Origin of the sequence: Thermoanaerobacterium sp. RBIITD (assembly GCF_900205865.1) — a bacterium.
GTDB lineage: Bacteria > Bacillota > Thermoanaerobacteria > Thermoanaerobacterales > Thermoanaerobacteraceae > Thermoanaerobacterium.
Genome location: NZ_LT906662.1, coordinates 952,102 through 969,611 on the forward strand (window position 1 = coordinate 952,102; position 17,510 = coordinate 969,611).

10 protein-coding genes and 2 pseudogenes are annotated in these 17,510 nt (G+C 29.4%); all 12 read right to left on the reverse strand.

Annotated elements, in window-relative coordinates; translation table 11 throughout:
• Positions 1–8: 8 nt before the first annotated feature.
• The gene (locus CPG45_RS04510; protein ID WP_172856477.1) at positions 9–1,904 is read right to left on the reverse strand and encodes a rhamnogalacturonan lyase; all 1,896 of its coding nucleotides are present in this window, start codon (positions 1,902–1,904) and stop codon (positions 9–11) included.
• A 252-nt stretch (positions 1,905–2,156) separates the two neighbouring features.
• Positions 2,157–4,670 carry a glycosyl hydrolase gene (locus CPG45_RS04515; protein WP_096230825.1) on the reverse strand — a complete coding sequence of 838 codons (2,514 nt, stop codon included), beginning with the start codon at positions 4,668–4,670 and terminating at the stop codon, positions 2,157–2,159.
• Between the two features lie 21 nt (positions 4,671–4,691).
• Positions 4,692–5,291, reverse strand: a pseudogene (locus tag CPG45_RS04520) (rhamnogalacturonan acetylesterase); the annotation flags it as partial.
• Between the two features lie 134 nt (positions 5,292–5,425).
• Positions 5,426–6,787 carry a family 4 glycosyl hydrolase gene (locus tag CPG45_RS04525; protein WP_096230827.1) on the reverse strand — a complete coding sequence of 454 codons (1,362 nt, stop codon included), beginning with the start codon at positions 6,785–6,787 and terminating at the stop codon, positions 5,426–5,428.
• Positions 6,788–7,144: 357 nt separating this feature from the next.
• Positions 7,145–8,710 carry an extracellular solute-binding protein gene (locus tag CPG45_RS04530; RefSeq protein WP_096230828.1) on the reverse strand — a complete coding sequence of 522 codons (1,566 nt, stop codon included), beginning with the start codon at positions 8,708–8,710 and terminating at the stop codon, positions 7,145–7,147.
• 250 nt (positions 8,711–8,960) lie between these two features.
• Complete coding sequence (locus CPG45_RS04535) at positions 8,961–9,839, reverse strand: carbohydrate ABC transporter permease (RefSeq protein ID WP_096230829.1); 879 nt, start codon at positions 9,837–9,839, stop codon at positions 8,961–8,963.
• Between the two features lie 54 nt (positions 9,840–9,893).
• Positions 9,894–10,847, reverse strand: a complete 954-nt coding sequence (locus CPG45_RS04540) for an ABC transporter permease (protein WP_096230830.1) — start codon at positions 10,845–10,847, stop codon at positions 9,894–9,896.
• 486 nt (positions 10,848–11,333) lie between these two features.
• Positions 11,334–11,579: pseudogene (locus CPG45_RS04545) on the reverse strand (IS1380-like element ISTps2 family transposase); the annotation flags it as partial.
• A 423-nt stretch (positions 11,580–12,002) separates the two neighbouring features.
• Positions 12,003–12,725 carry an SGNH/GDSL hydrolase family protein gene (locus CPG45_RS04550; RefSeq protein ID WP_231969005.1) on the reverse strand — a complete coding sequence of 241 codons (723 nt, stop codon included), beginning with the start codon at positions 12,723–12,725 and terminating at the stop codon, positions 12,003–12,005.
• Between the two features lie 15 nt (positions 12,726–12,740).
• Positions 12,741–15,854, reverse strand: a complete 3,114-nt coding sequence (locus tag CPG45_RS04555) for a glycosyl hydrolase (RefSeq protein WP_096230831.1) — start codon at positions 15,852–15,854, stop codon at positions 12,741–12,743.
• 261 nt (positions 15,855–16,115) lie between these two features.
• A complete protein-coding gene (locus tag CPG45_RS04560; RefSeq protein WP_502695800.1) occupies positions 16,116–17,426 on the reverse strand; it encodes a family 4 glycosyl hydrolase in 1,311 nt (436 codons plus the stop codon).
• A complete protein-coding gene (locus tag CPG45_RS18445) occupies positions 17,374–17,502 on the reverse strand; it encodes a hypothetical protein (RefSeq protein WP_502695801.1) in 129 nt (42 codons plus the stop codon). Before CPG45_RS18445 ends, CPG45_RS04560 begins: the two co-directional genes overlap by 53 nt.
• Positions 17,503–17,510 lie beyond the last annotated feature (8 nt).

Genomic DNA, 17,510 nt, shown 5'->3' on the forward strand with positions numbered 1-17,510 from the left:
TTCCCCACCTATTTAGTCTCCCTATTAGAAACTAAATAAATATCTGGTTTTGGTGGAGTAGACATGCCCTCACCAAGATAAAAGCTTGTATGTGGTGGTTGGTTATACGCTACATTTTGCCATGCAATCCCTAATCTATATACTGGATCATGCATCAACGTGTATATACGATGATTAGTAATACTTGTAGTTGTATAAATACGAAGTTCATTACTATCCGCAGTTTTCCAAATAACTTCTTCTCTCCAGTCACCTAATATATCTGCTTGCAAACAAGGTGTAGCTTTTGTACCATTGTTTGAGGTACAATCTTCTGCAATAAATAAATTAATAGTTTGATTATTAATATAATCCCATTTATCAATTCTATTTGAATCAAGTAATTCACGAAGTAAATCTCCATCCCACCATACAGCAAAATTTACTGATGAAGGTTTATTATCACTGATTTTTTGACCTTTACAATTATATAAACCATACGGGCCAGCTGCCCACATCTCTTCTCCTTGATATCTAGGATCAATATCTGCTGATAAGCCTCGTCCTGTATCTTTGGTTGTAGGTAAACCCCAAATTATTTCACCTGTTTTAGCATCATGTAATTCTATACCATCATTTGATGGTACTTCATGAACTTGAAACACCTCAAGTCCTTGTCTACTTGGATCTAAATCACCTACATGCATAGCATCACCATGTCCTAAACCTGTACTATAAAGTCCTTTTCCATTATCATCAATCACACACGACCCATAGATAATTTCATCCTTTCCATCGTTGTCAACATCTGCTACGCTTAAATTATGATTACCTTGTCCTGCATATTTTGAATTCCCTGGATCATTGCTATCAAATCTCCATAATTTTGTAAGTTTACCATCTCTCCAATTATATGCTACAAGAACCGTCCTCGTATAGTAACCACGTGCCATTACCAAACTCGGCCTTCTTCCATCAAGGTAAGCAACGGCTGCCAAAAAACGATCTACACGATTTCCATAGTTATCACCCCAATCTGAAACATTGCCTCTAGGTGGATCATAATCTGTAGTTGCCAATGCCTTTCCTGTCTTTCCATCAAATATGGTAAGGTATTCCGGTCCCGAAAGTATTCGTCCCTTCTCATTACGATAGTCAGCATTAGGATCACCAATTATATTACCTGTACCATCAATAGTTCCATCAGCGGTTTTACAAGCAATTTCAGCTCTTCCATCACCGTCAAAATCATAAACTAGAAATTGAGTATAATGTGCACCTGCACGTATATTCCTTCCTAAATCAATTCTCCACATAAATTTTCCATTAAGCTTATACGCATCAAGATATACATCACCTGTATATCCATCTTGAGAATTATCTTTTGAATTTGAAGGATCCCATTTAAGTATGATTTCATATTGACCATCACCATCTAAATCACCAACACTAGCATCATTTGCGCTATAAGTATACGATACACCATCTGGCGTAATTCCGTCTGCTGGTTTTTTAAGAGGAATTGAAAGATAGTTTTTATCTAACACTTTTACTTTCTCTGAAGGTTTCATTTCTTTACCATTGACGACAGCACGAACATAATAAATTGAATTTAAGCTACCATTATGATCTAAATAATTAGTACTATCAATTACAGGCGAATGATTAACTTTTTTTCCATTGCGATAAACATTAAAAGAAATATTATCAGGTTCGGTACCTAACAATCGCCAACTTAAGTAAACTCCATTATCTACTTTAACAGCTATTAACCCTCTATCTAGATATTCCATCTGTCGTTTCATTTCTACCATATTATTTGTGATTTCCTCCTTTGAATTAATCTGTTTCACCATTCCTAGTGATAATGTCGGAAGTACAAAAACAAGTATAATCATAGTAAGCATAAAAGTTCTCTTAAACATTTTATTTCCCTCCCTTTATTTAATTTTGTAGTCTTATTATTTATGTCGTACTTAAATTAATCTATAAATTTTATTAAAGCAATGTGCTCAACTCATTTCTAAATATTTTGGTATTGCATTTATGTAACTTTACAAGTAGTTTTATATATTTAGTTTTGTTTTAACTTCTACTTCATATTTAATTGTGAATATATTAATGATTCATAATGCTGTTATATAACATAAATACCTATCAAATATTTATTGTTTAACTTAATTTTCATTTATATATGCCATGATTCTTACAGGCCCCAATAATCCTGAAGAAATCATTTCACTATCAAATTTCATTGTCATTGCTAGATAAAAGTTTTTATTAGATTCTTTCTTTAACTTTTCTGCCACCTTAGTATCACCCAATATTTTTGATGCAGGCGTATTTCTAACTTCAAATCTTATTGAATTTTTACCTGGTTTTAATAAATCGGTAATATCCCATCTGTAAGGTCTCCACGCTCGTGAACCTAATTCTTTTTCATTCAGCCAAGCTCGAATAGAATACATCACTTGATCGCATTCAAGAAAATACCTATTACGTGTTTTAAGCATATTATCAGGCAGATTAAACTCTTTGTAATAATAAACTGCACCTGAATAATTAGGATAACCAAATTGTTGCCAGCTCATAAGATAATTTTCTATTTCATCATTGCCTATTTTTATAAACCATAAATCATTCGATAAATCAATTACTATTTGCCCATCATTAATAAGAAATTCTTTATCTTTTACCATAGGGAGGTTTTCCCCTATAACTATAAACTTTGATTCAAAAGGTTCTAATATAAGAGGTATTTTAACATATTTATCTTCTACTGTTGTAGAACTGATAGCCTTTATTTCACCTATTTCTGCATCCCATATCTGTACATTACCAGTACCTTTAACTAATACATTTGTTGAAATTTTTATTTCTTTTTCATTAAAAAAGAAATAAAAGTCTATATTTTCTAATTGTCTATGAACGTACTTAATAGATGGATAATAATCACTAATTTTAACATCTAAAAATGGTAATCTTTTTATAGTATTGATACACTCTTCTGTTGTAGATTTCCATAAAAAGAACGTCATATCAGCATAATAGCAAGAATCAAGAAAATTTCTTTCTACTATTAAAGGTGGTTTATCCCCTAAATAAATGACTTTTTTGCCCTTTAAAGCAAAATCACGTAAATGTCCATATACTTTTTGTGATATAGCACTTATTTTCGGTATAATAATACAACTATATTTTGATATTAAATCCAAACAAATACTCTCATCATCTACAAAATCAAAGTCCATCTGATGTTCTAATAATTCCCTTGATATATCTAACACATCTTCTAATGCTTCTTTATCTTCAAGCCACATACTTAATGTCGAAAAATACACTCCAATATGTACTGAAGGTTTACCTGACGACAAAAGATAACAAATCCTATTTATATATTTTATAATAACGGGAAAATTAACTGATTGGGGATTTTCTTTTCCCTTATCCACGAATTCTGTTGTTAAGAAATAGTTAATGCCACGTACGGCCTGATAATCTATTACCCATTTTGCCTGTTCAATAGTAAGACCATTACCATATACTGCAAAACTTTCACTAAATGCCCTATTTTTCTCATATAAATGTGCAACTGAAGAAGCTAATTTAGGAAAATCCGCAATTTTATCCATCCATATCTGACGCCATATAACATCTACAGCTGGAAGTTGCACATATCGCATACATCTAAAAAAATCCCCTTCACTTTGTATTAATTGCATAAGCATGTCTTCATGGTTTAGATGTACAATATACTTAAGATTATTTTTTTCACACCATTCTACTTGAGGCTTAAAAAAATTTTCACGAAACAATAATGACCATACGTCCCAATAATCAGCTTTTGCCTTTCGTACATCTTCTGAAATAATTGGAGAAAAAAAATATGGTATATAAGGCTTTATATCATAACCCTTTTCTCTCTCAAATATATCAAAAATACTATTCGTCCATGGTATACCTTCAATGCTATAATCCGGTTCATCTCCAAAAAAACCTAGGACTGTTTTGCCAAACTCTTCTCCTATATATTTTTTATATTTCTCATGTACATCATAAATAAATTGACAAGTAGCACGTTTATCAAGATAATCACATAAAGAATAAGTGGTATCTTTAGCCCCAGTTGGATGATGAACATATCTAGTAGGTGACGTAACATATTCCCATTTAACTATCATAACTTTCCAATATCCTTTTGGTGCTATCCAATCTAATTTTCCATTTCCTGTATCAAGTAATATAACCTGATTTGTCTCATTTTCTACAGCCAATACACCAATAGTATTAGATTTAAGCGCTCTTATTATTTTTGTACCTTCTTTTACTTTTATTTTTTCATCCAATACCAGTGCTTTCATGCAAAGCTCTCGATGTTTTCTAGTAAATTCCCCACCAGCAAAACCACTAGGATAACTACCTTCATCTGCTATCCAAATCCGTAAATCTCTTTTTTTTGCTTCATTAATTGCAAACTGAATTTTTTTAAACCATTCATATGTTAGATAAGTCGGTACAACTCCATATCCAGCTCCTATAAGTACCTGCCTTATCCCCAACGACTGTACTTCGTCAAGTTCATTACAAATTCTTTTCTCACTCATTGAACCTGACCATATCCACCAGTGTACAAGACTATACTTATAAGAAGGATTTTGAAAATCTTTTGATAAATTTGTAATATTATTCATTTCACCTTTTTATTTCACACCTCACAGCTTGATATAACTCCTTAGTGACACTATCTTATCTTTTATCTCTTCTATTACTAAGCGTGCTATCTCGTATGCTCCAAATTCACTAAAATGTGTATTATCTTCAATACCATTAGGATAATCACTATATTCTTCGGGAGATGCATAAATAAATAATTTTTTTGTTCCATCAGGGCCATAATAATTAAAAAGCCTTTCACTTTTCTCATTAAGGTCTATTAAAAATGCATCTTCTTCACTTGCTAGTTGCCTCATGGCATCGGGATATTGCCTTAAAGTGTTAATAATTTTGCCATTTTCATCAAAAAAACGTCTATGCATGGGTGTAATTAGAACAGAAATAGCTCTTCTTTCTCTAGCTTTATCTATATATACTTTTAACATTTCTTTATATGTTGAATAAGGTTCAGTATGACGTGAATCTTCTTTTTGATCATTATGACCAAACTGTATAAAAAGGTAATCTCCTTCCTTTATTCTATTTATTATATAATCGAGTCGTCCTTCTTCTATGAAACTCTTAGTAGACCTACCAGAATACGCATAATTAGCAACAGCAACTTTACTAGTAAAAAAACATGGAATTACCTGTCCCCATCCTGTAAACGGCTCCTTTTCTTGGAAGTATAAATTAAATTATCTAATTATTAAATAATGAAAGCAAATATATTTTATCTATTTAAATTCTCATTTATAGCATACAAATTTACAAAGCATTTTTATTCTTTTAATTACCAATTCTTTAGATACTCCTTAGTATTCTCAAACATTTCATCAAATAATTTTTTTGCATCATTATAAGTTAATTTTCTAACCATTGGATCATTTAATAAGGCATGTAAAGCTAAATCCTTATCTTTTTTTATTGTAGCTTCTATAATCATTTTCTGGTTTATAATATGTGGTGCTAATAATATATTTACTGTATCAGGTAATTCCCCGGAAATAACTGGACTAATTCTATCTTTTGTAAAATATGCATTAGTCTCAACGACTATATTTTTTTCTATTCCCTTAATTTGACCATAATTTGGAAGATTGACATTTGTGATTAAATCTCCTAAACCAACAAGGGCCTTAATTTGTTTAACGCCTTCTTCACCAGATGGTGATATCTTAAAATTTTCTTCTCCTTTTGCCATCTTTTGACTTTTCTTTATTAATTCTTCTCTATTTTTTATTCTCCAAGATACTGGAGTAAGATGAAATTTCCATTTTTTTACTGTTTCTGGATTTTCTAGATAACCTAATTGTGGTACAAATTCAGTTAAATGTCTATCGCCTGCTGCTGCTATAATTCTATATTTTTTAAATAAATCAAATTTTACTTTATTAGCCGAACTAGTATAACTACTTTGCCAACTTACTTCCCCTTCATATCCTGTATCAAAATATTTATCTACAAATTTTTCATATATAGGAATTAAATCAATATCTTTATAAGTAGCTTTATCTATCCAAGTGAAGTGATTAATTCCAAGCACATTTGTTTTTATATCTTCTCTTGAACATTCAATATCTTCAATTTCCTTAGCAGCTTTTACTATCAAATTTTGTGTAGAAAACACTTCATGACAACATCCAAATGCTTTAATTTTTGGAAATGTATTATAAAGAGTTCTGACACACAAAGCCATTGGATTAGTATAGTTAATTACCCATGCATCTGGACAATATTCCTTTATTTTATTGGCAAATTCAACGAATATTGGAATTGTTCTTAATGCTCTAAATAAACCTCCAGGACCAGTTGTATCACCAACCGATTGATATATTCCATATTTTTCAGGAGTATGGACATCTGATGCCATTTCATTAAAAGTACCAGGTAATATTGAAATAATAACAAAGTTAGCATCTTTTAATGCTGATTCTATATTATTTACAGCTGTATAAAACCACTGACTTTTTAAATTATTACCAATAGTTTCATTTGTTTTGGCTGCTTCATAATCTATATCATATAAATATACAGTCCCTGAAAGAGATTGTTCTAAAGATAGGTCTGACATCAATCTCCATGCCCATCCTCTTGAGCCTCCTCCAATATAAGCTATTTTTATTTCATCAACTTTATCACCGTCAAATCTCATTTATAAGCACCTCTCATTTTAATTTTAGATTTTTATATTTATAAAATTATATCTGTTAAATTTCTATTATTAATATTTTTATTCTTAAAATAATAAAACTTAATAAATATTTTAATGCTATTTTTGATACTATTAAAAAATTTTTTAATGTTTAAATTAATTGTTAACTATTATAATCCCAACTACAAAATCTCGCTAATAAAATATGTTAATATACAAGCATGGATACAAAAAGATTAATTTTATTTTATAAATAACTATAAATTATGCTACCCCTTAATAAAAAATGCATACCTCACACCTGTAAATAATTTATAAAATCTTTAACAGGTGTGAGAATTGCATTATTATAAACTATTATTTCGTAAGAGAAGACATATTACCTTTATATTTTTTATATAATTCATTAACTTCTTTAATAACTTTATCTCCTCCAGTCTTACGCCATAACTCTATAGCAGACTGAAAGCCTTTTTCATCAATTTGTCCACTTATAAACTTAATTCTTGCATCATTTATAATATTATCTAATTGTGTTCCTACTTGTGCATATGTTGCTGATTGAGAAATGAAAGGAGCTGCAGGATTAGAAACTGCTATATCTGCATTTTTCTGGATAGTTTCTGTTTGTTTTTTATAAATTGGTGTACCATATCTAGGTGTCGCATTTTCCGGTGGAATAAATGTTAAAAGTTGATTTAAATCATGATATTCTCTCTCAACAGACGCAGGTAAATTTGTAATAGGGTCAATTCCTCCTTCTTTTAAATTATAATGCCTTCCTTCGATTCCATAGCCTAATAAATCCTGCATCTTCTTATCTCCGAGTTTATCAAAAAAAGCTAAAACCTTTTTTAAATCATCTTCAGTTTTCACACTCTTCTTTGATATTAAAAACACACCATTATAGCCTGAAGTAGCAAGTGTTCTTAGCCCTTTAGGACCTTCCACAGATTGCAATACATCCCAATTAGCTTTTGTACCAGCATTATCAAATTTTGTCTGTAACCGGCTTGCATCATCCAAAACATCAACTTTAACTCCAGCTTTTCCGTTTACATAGAAATCATCCCATTTACCAGGATCTACAGTAGCAAAATCCGGATTGATTAAGCCTTCTTTAAATATTTTTCTTAGAAATTGCAAACCATTCAAATATTCGTTTGTAAAAAATGATGGCACTAATTTTCCGCTTCCGTCATCTCCCCAACCATTAGGTGCTCCAAGCCAAGTTTGTATAATATCAAATGGTCCACTATATTTTGTTACTATCATGCCATAGGTATCTTTTTTACCGTCTTTGTCAGGATCATTATAAGTAAAAGCTTTGAGAACGTTATAAAAATCATCAATTGTCTTGGGCTCCTGAAGTCCAAGGTTATCCAACCAATCTTTTCTAATTATTATACCATTTCTCCCTAAATCTCTACCTCTATATATACTGTATATTTTACCATCAATAGATGTATTCCATAATATTGTTGGATTTACCTTGCTTAAATTAGGATAATCCTTTAAATATGGCCCAACCTCCCAAAAAGCTCCTGCTTTAGCTGCGTTGACTATACTTGGTGTTATTTGATATACAAGTGTTACCATTGGTAAATCACCACTTGCTAATATAGTATTAACTTTATCATTATACGAAGAGTTTGGCACGAAATTTATCTCTACATTTGTATTAGTGTATTTCTCCATCTCTTTTAGTACAGGACTATCACTTGGCGCAGGATCTGGAAAATAACTTGAAGCCATTATTGAAATTGTAAAAGGCTTCTCTGCATTTGTAGTTTTAGAAGTTTTGCTGCTACTACTGCTACTGCTGCTATTAGAATTTCCACAGCCAGCTATCATTGAGACTATCAATAGGAGTACCAATGAGATTGATATTAATTTTTTTGAAGTTCTGTTAAAACTTTTCATTTTGAAAATCCCCTTTCTTAATTATTTTAAATTACTGCAAAATATCGTAGTTTTATACAATTGATATCTTGCATATATTTTCAAAGGATTTCACCACTTTTGCTTAATCTATTTATATTCAAAATATAAAGGTTAACAAAAATGGATTTATCCTTATGAAAATCAGTATTATATAATTAATTTTCATTAATTCATTTTACAAATATAACTTTATAACATCATGATAACATTTGTTAAATAAAATACCACCTTATCCTTTTAATGAACCTATCATTATGCCTTTAACAAAATATTTTTGTAAAAATGGATAAACTAACATTATAGGCACTGTAGCAATAATTATAACTGCCATTCTCATAGATGCTGCAGGCGGTACATAATTAGGGTCTGTTAATGACTGATAATTAGACATAATACCAGAAGAATTCATGACTATATTTTGCAACGTCACTTGAATAGGCCACTTATTTGAATCATTTAAATATAGAAGAGCATTAAAAAATGCATTCCAATTTCCTACTCCATAAAATAAGGCAAATGTAGCAAGTATTGGTTTAGATAGTGGTAAAACAATCCTTCCTAATATTTGCAAATCATTGCAACCATCTATTTTTGCTGCTTCTTCTAATTCTGTAGGAAACTGCTTAAAATAATTTACTACTATAAAAAGATTAAAAGGACTGATAGCTCCAGGAAGCCACAATGCCCAATAGGTATTTAACATTCCTAAGGATTTTACCAATAGATATGTAGGAATCATACCACCACTAAAAATCATACAAAATATTATACCATTAATAATCACATTTTTCCCTATAACATTTTTTGATAAAAAATATGCCAAAGTAAATGTAAAAAACAAATTTATTAACGTACCTATTATTGTAATATAAACGGAATTAAATAAGCTTCGTATAACTACCGATGAAGAAAATACATATTTATATGCATCTAAAGTAAACTTATGCGGAATCAAATAGAATGATCTAACAGCAATTTCAGCATCTGTAGAAAAAGAAGCTGCTAATACATAAATAAAAGGTACTAATGTTGTTATAGCAATTAATCCTAAAAATGCATAGTTGAAAATATCAAACAAATGACTACTTAATCCTTTTTTTGCAAACATATACATTACTCCTTTTTATTTTTAGTCTATACATAAGTCTATATATATTAGTTTTTAGAATAAAGACGTCTCTCCGACTTTTTTAGCAAAGTAATTTGCAGCTTGTATTAATATAAATCCTACTATTGATTTAAAAAACCCAACTGCTGTACTATAACTAAAAGACCCTTGAAGAACTCCCATTGAATATACATAAGTATCAAATACTTCAGCTACTTCGCGGTTTAAAGAATTCATCATCAAATATATTTGTTCAAATCCTGTGTCTAAAACACTCCCTAATCTCAAAATTAATAAGATAACAATTGTTCCTATTAGAGATGGTAATGTTATATACCATATACGTTGAAACCTTGTTGCACCATCAACAATAGCTGCTTCATATAATTCCGGATTTATGCTTGTTAACGTTGCCAAATATATTATTGTTCCCCAGCCAGTTTCCTTCCATATATTCTGACTTACTATAATAGTCCTAAACCATTTTGGATCAGAAAGAAAAGCTATTTTATGTCCTGTCAAATTGATTAGCATATTATTTATTGCACCTCCATCTGTTGTTAATAGCACATAAGTTATACTTGCTACTACAACCATGGATATAAAATGTGGCACATATATGGCAGTCTGTACTGCGCGTTTATAGCTAGAAACTCGTACTTCATTAATAAGTATAGCTAAAATAATTGGTAATGGAAAACAAAAAATTATATTATAAAAAGATATCAGCAAAGTATTTCTCAATAATTCTGTAAAAATAGGATTAGTAAAAAGGTTTTTAAATTGTTCTAGTCCAACCCATTTACTACCTGTAAAGCCCAAAAATGGATTATAATCTTGAAATGCAATAATTAAACCACCCATTGGTATGTATCTAAATATTATAAAATACAATATTCCAGGTATTCCTAATATATAAATCCATTTATCTTTCTTTAATATCTTAAGTATTCTTTTCTTTTTATTATCTTTGCTTTTTGATACTTTCTTCATTGCACTATCTACCATTTATAGCTCCTCCTATATATAAATTATTCTTTTTTGCAGTCGTTAACATCAAAATTATTTCATCACATGGCTCAATTTTGTGTTGACATTTACAGTAATAAAAAGTAACAAAATATTTTGATATATTTATGTTGTTAATTTAATCTGGAAGCAAGTTATAGTTAAATATTTTTAAAAAGTTCTTATTGAAAAATCATAAATAACAATTTCAAAAAATTTTTTTCTCTCTTTAACATCTTTTAACTTGAATTCGGCAAGTGACGAGTAAATTAAAAATTAAATTTCTACGAATGTAAAAAATCGGTGTCTTGTTATAAGTTTTGTATATTAATACTGTATATTTACGTTGAAATCCCAAACACTATGTAGTTTTTGCAGTTAGCATCCTTTTCTACGATATAACAAAGCTAACCGTCTACTTAACATGTCGATCTCTATTATCTGGTGTGTTCTATGTATTACCTCTGTTAGGCAAAGTACCATTAGTGGCAGTTTTTTGCGTATAATTACAATCTTGCGTTGTTTATCCCATTTAGACATTTTTGCATGTATTTTATTTACACTAAAGGTTTCATATTTCAGTCCAAGGATAAAAGTGCACCTTTTGATTTACATAGTCTATAAAGCATCTTATCCATGCATGGTTTTTAGCTTTCATAACATATTCATATCCTTTGATTCAAAGTACAACATCTCATTATAATCAAATGCTCCACAGTCAGCATGTACTCGTTAAACCCTCTTTTCTTTTGTAAAATTAAGTGTTAAATTCATACATTTTGCCATCTTTCAATTTCACTTACCGAATATAAATTTAATTAATAAATCATAATCAAAATCTTTTAAATTTATTAATATATTCGACATGTTTTATAAAATTTCTTCTTGTATTTTATTTTTTCTTGTGCTTTTTTGTTTTATATTCTTGTTTTATATTTTTTATATTTAATATATTCGACATGTTTTATAAAATTCCTCCTTGTATTTTATTTTTTCTTGTGTTTTTTTGTTTTATATTTTTGTTTTATATTTTTTATATTTAATATATTCGACATGTTTTATAAAATTCCTTCTTGTATTTTATTTTTCTTGTGCTTTTTTGTTTTATATTTTTTATTTTATAATTTCTATAGCTTGATACTTATCATAATTTTATTAAAGCATTATCATTTCAAAAAGTAACCACGCAAATAATTTATGCATTTCACGAGTTGGATGATTGATTAAATTTGACAGTAAACGTGTAGTGTCAACACCCATTCCATATAATTTTTTCCATTTATCATAACCATCACAAATAACTATATTTTCCTTTTCACACAAACCTTTTGCATTTTCAATGTATAAATCAAATATACCACTCATTTGGCTCTCCATATTAAATTTTGCCATTTCAATAATTTTATCTCCTATTAGCATAGGTGATATGTATGTATTTTTCATATTTGGTGTCATAAAAATAACTTCAATTTTGTTTTTCTTAAGAACACTAAATATATTAAACAATGACCCTATATATTCATCTAATCCTTCTTTTCCTCTATTACTATCATTTAACCCATAGCATATAACAACTAAATCAGGATTAAATTTTAAGACATCTCGTTCAAGTCTTAACCAGCCATTTTGCGCTGTATCTCCGCTAATTCCTGAATTGATAATGTTTAGTGATGCATAAGGGAAAAAATTATTTATCATTTTTCTAAATTGAGAATGATAGACTGCTTCAAAATCAAAATTTACTTCAATGTTTTTATCCTTGCCCTCATATAATTCAAAACATCCATGTGTTATACTATCACCCAGAAAAACTATTGTAGGCGAAGGATATTGATGACAATTTCTATTTTTTTGCATTATCTTTTCTCTTATAAACACGTTAAAACCTCCAATTTATAAGCCTTTAATAACCGACAATATCTTATGTGTTTTCGGATCTATACATTCGCCTTCAAATAAAGCTAATAGTGAAGTCTTTACATCAAGCCTTAATACTATTTTATTCCCTTTTATCAATTCAGATGGTACATCCCAAAAATAAGGCTGCCAACATCTTGTCCCTATAAAATGGTCATTTATATACATACTAATAGCATCATTTACATTTTCAGTTAAATAAAAACGTATAAAATTTATACCATTTGGTAAATCTGAAATATTTATCTCTTTTTTGTACGCTATTGTTCCAGCAAAAAATGGTATACCATTTTCAACATTTCTATTGAAAAATCCTTCGCTCGAAGATTGAGAAATAAGCCATTTATTTTCTATTTTATATACACCAATCTTTCCAAAGATATAAATTGGAGTTAAAAGTCCATCATAAGGTTCGTCAGTACATATATTAACTTTAATAACATTTTCTCCAATATTTACATATCTGCTTATTTCACATGCTAAATTATTCTCTATATAAAATTTCATAACTTGGAATTCATCCGGTGTAATTTTATGACCATTGAGCTCTATATACCAATCCCCTTTTATACTTTCTTCTTCTATGACAAGCCAAAGTTCATTATCTTTTATGTTTGAAATAAATGAAGACTCATAAATTATGTGCAGCGGTGAAAGCAGTAATTCCTTAGCGCATCCAAATGAACTTTTTGTCTTTATTAATACTGGAATTCTTGATTCTTCTATTTGATCTATTATCGGCTTAGCATGTATGAAATTCTTTGTTTCAAATACAATGTTTGATTCATCAATGGATTGCACTTTTAACTTCCAGTCATCTATCCTAAATGGATTCAATCTATCTAAATCTATCTTCCATATAGAGTCGACATTTATTCTTTGCTCAAATAAATTATCTCTTTTACTTTGTTCTTCATTGCTTATTGCCTCTATCATCAAAAGATATGATTGATATGGCAAAAATTTAATATTAAAACTTATTTCCTCTTTCCCATTATTAACAAGATGTAAGTTTATATCCTCCATATCTAATATTGACTTAATGTTAAATTCTTTAAAATTAATTATCTTTTTATTAAGTTTTAATATACATTTTTCTTCATATGCTGTAGGATTTACTATAAATAATAACTTTTTTGAACTGTCTTCGTATAATGTACTTAAAATTTTACACTCATCTTTTTCCGCTAATATTTCAATATAATTTTTATAAATTTTATGAATTATGTTTGAAATATCTTCTATACTTCCTACAAAATAACATTCATAATTTAACTTAATTGTAGTTAAATTTTGGGAATCTAGATACTTATAAGCAATTCCCAATGCATCTATATTAAAGAGGGTATTTATTTTACTTGTAATATCCATTCCATTAATATTTTGAAACGGCATACAACCAACAAAAATTATTTTACAACCGCTCAAAATTAAATCTTCTATCTTTTCCCACGCTTGCTTTTCAATATTTGAAATTGGCGGTATTATCATAATTTCATACTTCTCATCTTTATAACATATATTACCTTCATACGCATAAAAATCATTTATTAAAGATTGATCAACTACATAATAATCAATATGATCTTTTAACAAATATTCTTGAAGTCTACAGAAATCTTTTGCATACTTTTCTCTTATGTTTTTTTCAGTAAAAGAAATCCACTGTGTTTGAATGGGATCAAGCAATAATATATCAACTTTTCTTTTAAATTTACTTAATATTTGCGTCAGTTTTAAAACATAATCAGAAAGAACATCTTGATTCTGCCACCAAGGCATTTGTAAAAATTCAGAAGGTGGTGCATCATGTTTTTTTAGACCATTTGCCGAGTAATAGTAAGCATGAGGAACAAACATATTTATTCCTTGTTCTATAAGCCAATCATAGATCCATTTCATGTCCTGTATCGTCATACTCCAACCAATACTATGGAAGCATTCACACAATGCTCTTTCTTTTTTATAAAAATATGCAGCAGAAGAAGCAATCTTAGGATTTGCACGATAATTTTCAGATATTATCATAGGATTATCGCCTGCTTTTTGATGCCCAGCATCAACGCCAGGAATATCCATATATTGTAATTGAGAACTTCTTAAAATTGGCTTTTCGCCAACATATAATAAATTATTTCTATGACACCAATCAAATATTTGCTTATCATAACTATTAATAAATGTATCTACCACAACATCCCAAAATTGATATTTGATCTCTGTTATATTATTATTAAAAACACCATTTGATATTAATTTGGGAAGATTTTCAATTAAATTGTACCCATATTTATTTTCAAAAATTGACGCAACTTTTTTGGACCACGGTATTTTACCTCCAAACGGAGCAGTTTCATCTGTATAAATTCCTTTAATTGTTTTGCCAAACTCGTGACCAAGAAATTTTTTATATTTTTCATGAGTCAATTGAATAAATAATTTTATAGCATCTTTATTCAATGGATCAATAAATGTCCCAAAAAATTTAAATTCTTTAAGTGGATACTGGTAAAAAACAAATAATTTCCACTTTCCAGATGGTGCTTTCCATCTAAGTACTTTAATGGGGTTGCCCGTAAAATATCTTTTCTTATTATAATACGTAAGTCCACTTTCTTGATAAATGTGGTCTTTATAAATTATACCAATACGATCACTTAAATCTATAAAAGAATTCCAATTTACTAAGCCATCATTTATTTGATACGCACCTGCAAATAAAATATCTGATAACGGAAGTTCAATATTAACTTCTTCACCAAAAGATATTTCTTTAGTCTTATAATCTAATATAAACGCTTGATATTCAGGATTCCGGGCAATAACTTCTCCAGCAGCTATACCGCTTGGATACGGATATTCGTCGTATAACCAAACCTCCATATTATATCTTTTAGCAGTTTCAACTGCAATCGAAACTTTTTTAAACCATTCATCTGACAAATATGGAATATTCAATCCTTGTCGTGGATGAATAAAAAAACCTCCAATGCCTTTCTCATTCATTTCTTTTATTTGTGATACAATTTGTTTATCTTTCATATTGCCATTCCAAAACCAAAACGGTTTGATCTTATAATTTATATCCATTTGTTTTTGCACCTCGTATAAAACAAATTGTTATGCTTTCATCAACAATTTACAATAATACTAAAAAATATTATAGGAACTAAACAATTGTAAACATTCTTTAACTCTGACTTAAATCTAGATTTAGCAAGTAAGCCGGTGAATTATTAATTATATTAGATTTCTATTGCAAAAATTTCAACTTAAAATACAGCCATATCAATACTGAAGAGCTACTTGCCAAATCTAACTTAAATTTATATTCTATTTACAGATAGAAAATCATATATTCCATCCATTAAGATATTCTTTTGTATTCTCGAGCATTTCTTTAAATAATTTTTTCGCATCTTTAAGAGATATTGTAACTAGCGGATCATTTACAAAAGCACTAAAAGCTAAATTATAATCTTTCTTTAAAGCAGCCTTTAATATAGTTTCTTGATTATAAACCTGCCTCAACACAAGACTATTTACGTTATTAGGTAATTTCCCTGATAATATAGGCTTTAACTTATTTCCTGAAAATAAAGCATTTGTTTCTACAACCGAACCATATGGTATACCCTCAATTTGGCCATAATTTGGTATATTAACATTTGTTACTAAATCACCTAGACCTAATAAAGCTTTAATTTGTTTAACACCTTCTTCCCCAGTTTCCTTTAACTCAAATTTTTCTTCACCCGATATAAGCTTTTTACTTCTTTCAAGTCTACGTTTCAAATCCTCTTTTCTCCAACTTACAGGAGTTAAGCCAAACATCCACTCTCCAACAGTCTCTGGATCCTTCAAATACCAATACCCTGGTACAAATTCCGCCAGATGTCTATCCCCTGCTGCAGCAATTATTCCATATCTTAAAAATAAATCAAATTTTACTCTTTCTGCAGACGCAAATGAATTATTCATCCAATTATTGTTAACATCACTAATAAATCCACTTTCATAGTATTTATCTACAAATTGTTTATACACAGGCATTAAATCTATACCTTTATATCTTGCTTTATCGATCCATGTAAAATGATTTATTCCAAGAACATTTATTTTTATATCTTCCCTCGAAACGTTATTAATACCTTTTATGTCCTGTAAAACTCGTGATAATAGTTTTTGGGTTCCAAAAACTTCATGGCAACATCCAAATGCTTTAATTTGAGGGAAAACTTCGTACAATGTCCTGACGCAAAGTGTCATAGGATTAGTATAATTTATAACCCATGCATCCGGGCAATACTCCTTAATTGCATTAGCTATATCAACAAACATAGGAATTGTCCTTAAAGCTCTAACTATTCCTCCCGGTCCTACAGTATCACCTACAGATTGATAAATGCCATACTTTTCAGGTGTATGAACATCAGATTCCATCTCGTCAAACGTTCCAGGCAAAATAGATATTATGACAAAATCAGTACCTTTTAGTGATTCTTCTAACGTCTCGCAAGCTTTATATAACCATTTACCTTTAACATCCTGACGTTTTGATAATGAATTACCAATTATTTCATTGTCATGGGCTGCATCATAATCAATGTCATATAACTTTACCGTACCAGAAATGCTCTCCTCCTTTGCTAAATCGGTCATCAAACTCCATGCCCATTGACCCACCTCCAATATATGCAATATTTAAATCTTTTACTTTAGAATCAATATATTCCATAAAAATCA

What these genes read in the sequence shown, in the direction of transcription:
- CPG45_RS04510 (WP_172856477.1), bottom strand. Translation starts at nt 1,904, where the DNA reads ATGTTTAAGAGAACTTTTATGCTTACTATGATTATACTTGTTTTTGTA.
- CPG45_RS04515 (WP_096230825.1), bottom strand. Translation starts at nt 4,670, where the DNA reads ATGAATAATATTACAAATTTATCAAAAGATTTTCAAAATCCTTCTTAT.
- CPG45_RS04525 (WP_096230827.1), bottom strand. Translation starts at nt 6,787, where the DNA reads ATGAGATTTGACGGTGATAAAGTTGATGAAATAAAAATAGCTTATATT.
- CPG45_RS04530 (WP_096230828.1), bottom strand. Translation starts at nt 8,710, where the DNA reads ATGAAAAGTTTTAACAGAACTTCAAAAAAATTAATATCAATCTCATTG.
- CPG45_RS04535 (WP_096230829.1), bottom strand. Translation starts at nt 9,839, where the DNA reads ATGTTTGCAAAAAAAGGATTAAGTAGTCATTTGTTTGATATTTTCAAC.
- CPG45_RS04540 (WP_096230830.1), bottom strand. Translation starts at nt 10,847, where the DNA reads ATGGTAGATAGTGCAATGAAGAAAGTATCAAAAAGCAAAGATAATAAA.
- CPG45_RS04555 (WP_096230831.1), bottom strand. Translation starts at nt 15,854, where the DNA reads ATGGATATAAATTATAAGATCAAACCGTTTTGGTTTTGGAATGGCAAT.
- CPG45_RS04560 (WP_502695800.1), bottom strand. Translation starts at nt 17,426, where the DNA reads ATGACCGATTTAGCAAAGGAGGAGAGCATTTCTGGTACGGTAAAGTTA.
- CPG45_RS18445 (WP_502695801.1), bottom strand. Translation starts at nt 17,502, where the DNA reads ATGGAATATATTGATTCTAAAGTAAAAGATTTAAATATTGCATATATT.